The 8,951-nt window shown below is 71.2% G+C and carries 10 protein-coding genes and 2 pseudogenes; 10 read left to right on the top strand and 2 right to left on the bottom strand.

Features of this window, described 5'->3' with window-relative positions; genetic code table 11:
- Positions 1–280, top strand: a pseudogene (locus ABT254_RS06500) (chaplin); the annotation flags it as partial.
- 633 nt (positions 281–913) lie between these two features.
- Here the strand turns inward: ABT254_RS06500 and ABT254_RS06495 are convergent.
- Complete coding sequence (locus ABT254_RS06495; protein WP_351464439.1) at positions 914–1,504, bottom strand: TetR/AcrR family transcriptional regulator; 591 nt, start codon at positions 1,502–1,504, stop codon at positions 914–916.
- Between the two features lie 164 nt (positions 1,505–1,668).
- Between ABT254_RS06495 and ABT254_RS06490 the strand changes: the two genes are divergently transcribed.
- From ABT254_RS06490 to ABT254_RS46500, 9 genes and pseudogenes are all read left to right on the top strand, one after another.
- The gene (locus tag ABT254_RS06490) at positions 1,669–2,688 is read left to right on the top strand and encodes an aldo/keto reductase (protein WP_351464437.1); all 1,020 of its coding nucleotides are present in this window, start codon (positions 1,669–1,671) and stop codon (positions 2,686–2,688) included.
- A gap of 23 nt (positions 2,689–2,711) precedes the next feature.
- The gene (locus tag ABT254_RS06485; RefSeq protein ID WP_351464434.1) at positions 2,712–3,596 is read left to right on the top strand and encodes an LLM class flavin-dependent oxidoreductase; all 885 of its coding nucleotides are present in this window, start codon (positions 2,712–2,714) and stop codon (positions 3,594–3,596) included.
- Positions 3,597–3,732: 136 nt separating this feature from the next.
- A complete protein-coding gene (locus ABT254_RS06480; RefSeq protein WP_351464432.1) occupies positions 3,733–4,389 on the top strand; it encodes a DUF1326 domain-containing protein in 657 nt (218 codons plus the stop codon).
- 93 nt (positions 4,390–4,482) lie between these two features.
- Entirely contained in the window at positions 4,483–4,842 is a 360-nt protein-coding gene (locus ABT254_RS06475; RefSeq protein ID WP_351464429.1) for a zinc ribbon domain-containing protein YjdM, read from the top strand.
- A 174-nt stretch (positions 4,843–5,016) separates the two neighbouring features.
- Positions 5,017–5,262 (top strand): annotated as a pseudogene (locus tag ABT254_RS06470) (transcriptional regulator); the annotation flags it as partial.
- On the top strand, positions 5,262–6,986 hold the full coding sequence (locus ABT254_RS06465) for a SulP family inorganic anion transporter (protein ID WP_351464427.1): 1,725 nt from the start codon (positions 5,262–5,264) through the stop codon (positions 6,984–6,986). The pseudogene ABT254_RS06470 and the gene ABT254_RS06465, both read left to right, overlap by 1 nt.
- Entirely contained in the window at positions 6,983–7,390 is a 408-nt protein-coding gene (locus ABT254_RS06460; RefSeq protein ID WP_351464424.1) for a pyridoxamine 5'-phosphate oxidase family protein, read from the top strand. Before ABT254_RS06465 ends, ABT254_RS06460 begins: the two co-directional genes overlap by 4 nt.
- Before the next feature lie 3 nt (positions 7,391–7,393).
- A complete protein-coding gene (locus ABT254_RS06455; RefSeq protein WP_351464421.1) occupies positions 7,394–7,819 on the top strand; it encodes an ATP-binding protein in 426 nt (141 codons plus the stop codon).
- Positions 7,785–8,045, top strand: coding sequence for an STAS domain-containing protein (locus ABT254_RS46500; RefSeq protein ID WP_502971931.1), 261 nt, complete (start codon positions 7,785–7,787; stop codon positions 8,043–8,045). Before ABT254_RS06455 ends, ABT254_RS46500 begins: the two co-directional genes overlap by 35 nt.
- A gap of 44 nt (positions 8,046–8,089) precedes the next feature.
- Here ABT254_RS46500 and ABT254_RS06445 read toward each other — a convergent pair whose 3' ends face one another.
- Positions 8,090–8,884 carry a 2-phosphosulfolactate phosphatase gene (locus ABT254_RS06445; RefSeq protein WP_351464418.1) on the bottom strand — a complete coding sequence of 265 codons (795 nt, stop codon included), beginning with the start codon at positions 8,882–8,884 and terminating at the stop codon, positions 8,090–8,092.
- Between the last annotated feature and the right edge of the window lie 67 nt (positions 8,885–8,951).

Raw genomic sequence — 8,951 nt, 5'->3', positions numbered from 1 at the left:
CCCGGAGCACCCCTCGAAGCCCGCGATCCCGGAGCACCCCTCGAAGCCCGCGATCCCGGAGCACCCCTCGAAGCCCGCGATCCCGGAGCACCCCTCGAAGCCCGACTTCCCGGAGCACCCCTCGAAGCCCGCGATCCCGGAGCACCCCTCGAAGCCCGACTTCCCCGAGCACCCGTCGAAGCCGGCGTTCCCGGAGCACCCCTCGAAGCCCGACTCCCCCGAGCACCCCTCGAAGCCCGCGTATCCGGACCAGCCGTCGAAGCCGGATCACTCGAAGTAGCCGTCGAAGCGGCACCGTTCGACCATTGGACGCGGAGCGCGGGTGGCTCGCCCCGCTCGTGAACCGCTTTGAATGTGACGAGGAGGGGCTGATCGTGGGGCGTGTGGCGGTCAGGCACGGTGCCTGTGCGGCACGGCCGCCCGCGTGACGGCGCGGGTGTCTTCGCTTCGAACCGGCGGCCAGGCCGGACCCGGAGGATCGGGTCCGGCCACCGGTCGGCCGGTGCCGCCCTCGATGGGCCGAGGGTGCTGAGGGTCGACGGGAGCACGGCGTGCCTCCGTCGGCTGAGTGCGTCGCAGCGCACGGCCAGCCGGGTCAGGAAGACCACGGCGTCCACGCTCATCCCGCCCAGGCCGACGTGGACACCGATGTTGTCGCCGTCGTCGGTGAAGGTGACCATGGCGACCTCCAGCGTTCGCGGGCCCCGTCCTCGTCATCGCGGGGCTTGCACGCCTGCCAGGCCGACTTCAGGCCGAGCGCGAGTGGGAGCAGTCCTGGAAGTGGCGCCGAACGCGACGGCGAGGACGGTGGCGAAACCTGCGTACTGGCCGAGCCTCATTCGGCGAGCGGAACCGCGGTGGCCCGCGCCCTGGGTGTTGGTCGCGGCGAGCAGCCTCACCCCCTGCGCGGACGTCAGTCCGGTCGACGCAGTCCCGCGATGAGGAGTTCGACCAGTCGGCGCGCGTCGTAGCGGGGGTCGCTTTCCGCGCCGATGCAGAGGTTGCCGACGCCGCGCATGAGCTCGTAGGCCTTGAGGTCGGGCCGGATTTCGCCGGAGGCGGCTGCCGCGTCGAGCAGTTGGCCGCACACGGGCACGAGGCGGTCGAGGAAATAGGCGTGCAGGGTGTCGAAGCCGGCGTTGTCGGACTGCAGCACGCCGGCGAGTCCGTGCTTGGTGACCAGGAAGTCGACGAAGAGGTCGATCCACTGGCCCAGTGCGGCGTAGGGGGTCGGGCAGCTCGCCAGCAGGGCCGGGCCGGCCTCGGCGCAGGCCTCGACCTGGTGCCGGTAGACGGCGACGATCAGGTCCGCCCGGGTGGGGAAGTGGCGGTAGATCGTGCCCATCCCGACACCGGCCCTCGCCGCGATGTCGCGCACCGGCGCTTCCACGCCCGAGGTGACGAAGACCGCGGCGGCCGCGTCGAGCAGGGTCTGCTCGTTGCGCCGGGCGTCCGTCCGCTTGGGGCGGGCTGCGCGTCCCGCACCCTTGTCGCCGTCGTTCACCGTGCCGTTCCCTCCATCATCGGGCTTGCTGAAACGGAGCAGCGTTCCGTATCGTAATCGGAGCGAGGTTCCGTTTTTCTCATGATGCCAGAGCCGGAGCCCCGCGGCCAGGTCATGCCTGGTCGCACCGCACCGCCACCCACCCGCTATGGAGGAACACGGTCATGCAGTACCGCACCTTGGGCCGCACCGGTGTGCAGGTCAGCTCGCTCGCGCTCGGCGCGATGAACTTCGGCAGCATCGGGCGCACCACCCAGGACGAGGCCACCGCCATCGTCGATGCCGCGCTCGAAGCCGGGATCAACCTCATCGACACCGCCGACATGTACGGCGACGGCGAATCGGAGGAGATGGTCGGCAAAGCCATCGCCGGCCGCCGCGACGACATCGTGCTGGCCACGAAGGCGGGCCTGCCCATGGGTGACGAGCGCAACCACCGGGGCAGTTCGCGCCGTTGGCTGGTCACCGCGCTGGACAGCAGCCTGCGCCGACTCGGCGTCGATCACGTCGATCTCTACCAGATCCACCGGTGGGACCCGAGCACCGGTGACGAGGAGACGCTGTCGGCCCTGACCGACCTGCAACGCGCGGGAAAAATACGCTACTTCGGGTCCTCCACCTTCCCTGCCCACCGCATCGTGCAGGCGCAGTGGGCCGCACAGGAGCATCGCCTGGGCCGTTATGTCACCGAACAGCCCAGCTACTCGATCCTGCAGCGGGGGATCGAGACGCATGTGCTGCCGGTGACCGAGGAGTACGGACTCGGGGTGCTGGTGTGGAGCCCGCTGGCCTCCGGCTGGCTGTCGGGCGCCGTGCGCGCCGGCCGCTCCATCACCACCAGCCGCTCGACGTCCATGCCGCAACGCTTCGACACCGGCCTTCCCGAGAACAGGGCCAGGCTCGACGCCGTCGAGCGGCTGGCCGAGCTCGCCGACCAGTCCGGACTGACGATGATCCAGCTCGCCCTCGGATTCGTGACCGCCCACCCGGCCGTGACCAGCGCACTCATCGGCCCCCGCACGCTGGAGCACCTGCACTCCCAGCTCGCCGCCGCCGACACCGTGCTCCCGGCCGACGTACTCGACGCGATCGACGCGATCGTGGCCCCCGGCACCGACCTGGCCCCGCACGAGAAGTACGACACCCCGCCCGCCCTGCTCGACCCGGCACTGCGACGCCGCTGACCGTCCGAGGAGGAAGCAATCCCATGTCGACGACCGCACCGCGAGTCCGTTTCGGCATCATGACGGCCCCCATGCAGGTGGACTATCGCGACGTCCTGCGGGTGTGGCGCGAGGCCGACGCCATCCCGGAGATCGAGCACGCCTGGCTGTTCGACCACCTCATGCCCATCGCGGGCGACCCGTACGGACCCGTCTACGAGGGCTGGACGCTGCTCGCGGCCCTGGCCGCACAGACCCGCCGCCTGCGCCTCGGTCTCCTGGTGACCAGCAACCGGTTCCGGCCGCCCGCCCTGCTGGCCAAGATCGCCACGACCGTCGACGTCGTCTCCGGCGGCCGGCTCGACCTCGGTCTCGGCGTCGGGTCCCGGCCCGACCCGCCCGAGGCCCGACGCGAGTACCCGGCGCACGGCCTGCCCTTCTTGGACACCCCCCGGGCCGTGGAAAGCCTGGCCGAGGCGTGCACGGTGATCCGGCGCCTGTGGACCGAGGAGCAGCCCTTCGACTTCCACGGCACTCACCACCGGCTCATCGGAGCGTTCGGCAACCCCAAACCCGTCCAGCGCCCCCATCCGCCGATCCTCATCGGCGGACGCTCATCCGCGACCCTGCGCGTGGCCGCCGAGCATGCGGACCTGTGGAACATGCCGGGCGGCGACATCGACGACGCCGCGCGCCGCAGCGCCCTGCTGGACCGGTACTGCGCCGAGATCGGTCGCGAGCCCGCCTCGATCACGCGCTCGATCGTGCTGCACGTCTCCTACGATCGGCCCGGCGTCACCAGGGATGTAGTCGCCGAGGCGATCGACGCCGGCTTCCGGCACATCGTCCTGGGGCTCCCGTCGCCCTTCCCCGACGGTGTCGTACGCCGGCTGGCCGACGAGATCGTCGGCACCTCGGCCGTCACATGAACCGGCCGGGTTTCCCCTCCCGGCCGTCGAGGTGCAAGCTGGAACGGAGGCCGTTTCGCGATCCCGCGAGCGGGCTCGGGAAACCCGGTCTCGCCACTCCGAGTGAGCCCCTCGGGCTCGGCAGGAGGGAAGCGGGATGACAGAGCAGGTCACCACCAGTACGTCTTGGCACCTGGCCGGCGACTGGTTCGATGTGTGCAAGTGCGCCATACCGTGCCCCTGCACATTTGCACAGCCCCCCACGTACGGCGACTGCGAAGGCGTCTTGGCCTGGCACATCAGGGAGGGCAACTACGGCGACGTGCGGCTGGACGACCTCAACGTCGTGATCGTCGCCTCTTTCACCGGCGACGTCTGGTCCGGCACACACACCGACCCGTACGCCGCGGTCTTCCTCGACGAACGCGCCGATGAACAGCAACGCGGTGCGCTCCAGGCCGTCTTCGGCGGTGAGGCGGGCGGATGGCCGGCGCAGTTCGTGGAGATGTTCCACCCCGAGATGCGCGGCATGGACGTCGCCCCCATCCACGTGGAGATCGACGAGGACCTCGCCGGCTGGCGGGCCGAGATTCCCGACCGGGTCACGGCCACCGTCGAGGCACTCACCGGCCCCACGACGCCGGAGGGCGCACGGGTCCAGGTCCACAACGCCCCGGGCGCCGAGGTCGGCCCGGGCCAGATCGGCACCTGGGGGCGGGCCACGGCCGACCGCGCCAACGCCTTCGGCTTCACCTGGGATCGTTCGGGGAAGTCGAGCAAGTACTTCCCGTTCGACTGGAGCGGGCCCGACTGAGCGGACACGCGCTTCTCGCCCCGGGCATCGCATGGCCTCTCGGCAGGTCGGCCGGGGGGCGGTGCGGTGGGTGGCGCCGGATAACCTGGCGGGATGAACGAGAATCCTCCGCCCTGTCCGAAGTGCTCCTGTGAGTACACCTACGAGATGAACGCCCTGGTGGTGTGCCCGGAGTGCGGCCACGAATGGGTGCCCGCCGAGGCCGGTGCCGAGGGAGACGGGGCTGCCGGGGCGCGTGTCGTCAGGGATGCCGTCGGCAATGTGCTGCAGGACGGCGACTCCGTGGTGGTGGTGAAGGCGCTCAAGGTGAAGGGCAGCCCGTCGGGGATCAAGGCCGGGACCAAGGTGCGCAACATCCGGCTGTTCGACGGGGTCGACGGTCACGACATCGACTGCAAGGTCGACGGTTTCGGCGCGATGCAGCTCAAGTCGAGCGTGGTCAAGAAGGCCTGAGCCCGGCGCGGGACCCCCCTCCATCGATGAGTCGTCTTGGGTGCAGTCGGATGCGGAATTGCAAAATTTCGCAATTGGTTAGATGCTGGTTTGGTTGTGTCTGCAGGTAGTCGCGGGCGCAGCCATTCGTGTCCGCCCTGTGCGCGGGGCCTTGCAGGGAGTTCGAGGGGTCGTGGGCCGATGCCGGTGCGGAAGTTGCTGGCTCAGATCGAGGTCGAGCCCTCCGGGCTGACGCAGCAGCCGGCGGTGGAGCGCCGCTTCGGGATCGTCACCTCCACCCGCGAGGGCTCGACCGTGGTGTACGAGCTGGCCGGCGACGTCGCCGACCCGACGAGGGCGGAGCGGCGGATCCTGTCCGAGATGCTCGCCGGGCGCAACGAACTGCTGGCCGAGCTGCGGGAAGCCGAGGCTGTCGCGTGATGACCAGAGCAATCGGCCGTGCCTGGGCACGGATCGTGGTGTTGCTGCCAGGGCGCGCCGACCTCGCGGAGATGCGGCGCGACCCGCGCCGCGACCTGCTGGCGGGCCTGACCGTGGCGATCGTCGCACTGCCCCTGGCTCTCGGCTTCGGGGTCTCCTCCGGGCTGGGCGCGGAGGCGGGCCTGGCGACCGCGGTGGTCGCGGGCGCGCTCGCGGCGGTGTTCGGTGGGTCCAACCTCCAGGTCTCCGGGCCGACCGGTGCCATGACGGTGGTCCTGGTACCGATCGTCGGGCGGTACGGACCCACGGGGGTGCTCACCGTCGGGCTGATGGCGGGCGCCATGCTCGTCGGTCTGGCGGTGCTGCGGGCCGGGAAGTACATGCAGTACGTGCCCGCTCCGGTCGTCGAGGGCTTCACCCTCGGCATCGCCTGCGTGATCGGCCTGCAGCAGATCCCGAACGCGCTCGGCGTGCCCAAGCCGGGGGGCGACCGCGTTCTGGTGGTGACCTGGCGTGCCGTCGAGGAGTTCGTGAAGTCCCCGAACTGGACGGCCGCCGGTTTCGCGCTCGCGGTGGCCGCGGTCATGCTGGTCGGGGCCCGGTGGCGGCCGACCGTACCGTTCTCGATCGTCGCCGTGATCGCGGCGACGCTCGTGGCACAGCTGGCCGGCCTGGACGCCGCGAAGCCGATCGGCGATCTGCCGGCGGGGCTGCCCGTACCCTCGCTGTCCTTCCTCGACCTCGGCTCGCTGGGCACCCTGCTCGCGCCGGCTGTGGCGGTCGCTGCGCTCGCCGCGCTGGAATCCCTGCTGTCCGCCTCGGTCGCCGACGGCATGACGGTGGGTCAGAAACACGATCCGGACCGGGAGTTGTTCGGCCAGGGCCTCGCGAACATCGCCGCCCCGCTCTTCGGGGGCGTTCCGGCCACCGGTGCGATCGCCCGCACCGCGGTCAACGTCCGCACCGGCGCGGGCTCCCGGCTCGCCGCCCTCACGCATGCCGCCGTTCTCGCCGCGATCGTCTTCGCGGCGGCGCCGCTCGTCTCGAGGATCCCCCTGGCCGCCCTCGCCGGCGTCCTGCTGGCCACCGCGATCCGCATGGTCGAGGTCGGCTCGCTGAAGGCCATGGCGAAGGCGACCCGGTCCGATGCGCTGATACTCGTCCTCACCGCCGTGGCGACGCTGGCCCTGGATCTCGTGTACGCAGTGATCATCGGTCTCGTCGTCGCCGGTGCTCTCGCCCTGCGCGCCGTCGCCAGGGAGGCCCGCTTCGACCAGGTGCCGCTCGATCCGGGGGACCACAGCGCCGAGGAGCACGCGTTGCTGGCCGAGCACATCGTCGCCTACCGCATCGACGGACCGCTGTTCTTCGCCGCCGCCCACCGCTTCCTGCTGGAGCTGACCGAGGTCGCCGACGTGCGGGTGGTGATCCTGCGGATGTCGCGGGTGTCGACGATGGACGCCACTGGCGCCCTGGTCCTCAAGGACGCCGTGGAGAAGCTGCGCCGCCGTGGCATCGTCGTCCTCGCCTCCGGGATCCGCCCCGGTCAGCGCCAGGTCCTCGACTCGGTCGGCGCGCTGGAGCCGCTGCTGCACGAAGGGCGGGAGTACGCCACCACCCCCGAGGCGATCCGCGCCGCCCGCGAGCATCTCGAGACGGCCGGAGTACTGCCCGCCCTTCCCGCCCGGCTGTCCCGGACCTCCAGCGAGGAGGTTCTGCCGTGAGCACTGTCCCCGCCCCCCTTCGTATGGTCGAGGTCTCCGGTGCTGAGGCCCTGTGGCGGCTCGAAGGCAGCAACCTGGGCAGCCTCGTGTACGCCCAGCGGGGGGCGAGCGTGATCAGGCCCGCCCGGCACGTGTGGGAGTACGGCCGCCTGGTCGTCCGTACCCCGGTCCCGGCCATGGCGGTGCCTGCGACGGGGACGTACCACGTCGACGACATCCGCGCCGTCTCCGGCACCGGCTGGACGGTCACCGTCTCCGGCCCCGTCGAGGTGATCACCGATCGCAATGAGGCCGCTCATCACCGGCGCACCCTCATGGGCTGGAGTCACGGCCCGCACGACACCCTGCTGCGCCTGCATCCGAAGACGGTCACCGGTTTCCGCCTCGCCCGCGCGGAGGTGTGAGTGATGTCCACACAGCTGGAGGCCTTGCCCTACCGGCACGTGCTCACCCTGCCCGCCGAACCATCGGCCGTACGGCTGGCCCGGGAGACGGCCGAGCAGGCGCTGGTCGAGTGGGGCATCGGCGTGCGCCACCCGGCAGTGGACCCGGCCCTGCTGATCCTTGCCGAGCTGGTCACCAACAGCGTCCGGCACGCCGCCGTTCACTCCCCGACGGTGACCGTGATCTATGCGGCGGGCCCGGACTGCCTGGCGTTCGCCGTCCACGACCGCCATCCCCACCAGCCGGCGCTGTACGGAGCGGACATCGGCTCCGGGGCCGGAGGCCTGGCCACCGTCAGGGAGCTGGTCCTGGCTCTGGGCGGCACAGCGGTGGTCAGGGCGGATGCCGACGGCGGTGGCAAGAGCATCTGGATCACCCTTCCCCTCTGAACCGGCCGGCAGGCTCCGACCGGCAACCCGCGCAAGGAAGTTCACCACCAGGACCATCGACTGGCGCTACACCGTCGAGGACGACCTCGGCATCCTGTCCGTCGCCGGCTATCTGGGCCCGGACGCGGTCCGCCGATTCTCCGGCGCGGTCGGCCGGGCGCCGGCCAGAGGCACCGGCACGGTCGTCGTCGACCTGACCGAGCTGCGCAGCTGGTCGGCCGAGTGACTGGCCGCCGGTGGCGGTCCAGGCAGGCGAGTGACCGCCCCGGCTCATCCCGGTGCGAAGACGCCGTCACCGTCCCGGACGGGCACGAGTGCGCAGACATCGTCCTCGGTGGCGATGGCCACGTCGGCGACGAATCCCATCGCCGTCAGCCGGCGGCCGGAGGCACTGGTGGCGACAGCGTGCACGATGTCGGCCGTGCCTTCGAAGCTCGCCTTCGCGGCGGCGGCTTCCATGGAGAGCGGGCCCGCACCCTGGGAGTGCAGTTCGCAGATGAGAGATCCGGCGCCCAGCAGGTCCTCGAGGGCCGGGCGCAGGGTCCCGTCCGGCCACCGCTCACCCGCGGCGATCACCGCGACGGGATGCTCGGGAGTGCCGTAGCCGCGGGCGGTGAGCCAGCTGCTGACCGCGGTGATGTTGCGCAGACAGGCGGCTGTCACCTGCACGCCGGGTGGCGCGGCGGCGGCGATGGCGGCGCCATTGGGCGACGGCAGTACCAGTCGGGTCACAAAGGGGGCGGCCCGCAGATGGGCCGGGGAGAGCGACCACGGGGTCGACGGGGTGACGGTGGTGCGGTGCGTGGCCAGCCGGGCGTCCCGCCGGCGGGCGTAGGCCTCCGCGCCCGCGATGGCGTCCGCTCGTTCGGCTTCGGTCGCAGACCCGCCGGGCCACCCGAAGGGCAGAACGCGGATCCCCTTCTCGACGGCGACGCTCACCGTGGTGGAGAACGACAGTACGTCGACCGTGACCAGACATGCGGCCTCGGCGGCGAGACGCCCGGCTCCGGTGGGACCCCACTCGAAGCGGATCCCGGTGCCGGTCTGCATGTCCCAGTCACCCATCGCACCCTCCCCGGTCGGCCTGCCGTGACGGGACCTGAGTAATTGCTAACATTAGCAATTACTCAGG

This window comes from Streptomyces sp. NPDC001137 (assembly GCF_040298885.1).
Classification (GTDB): domain Bacteria; phylum Actinomycetota; class Actinomycetes; order Streptomycetales; family Streptomycetaceae; genus Streptomyces.
The sequence above is the reverse complement of the archived record's forward strand: the minus strand, read 5'-3'. Positions and strand labels throughout refer to the sequence as shown.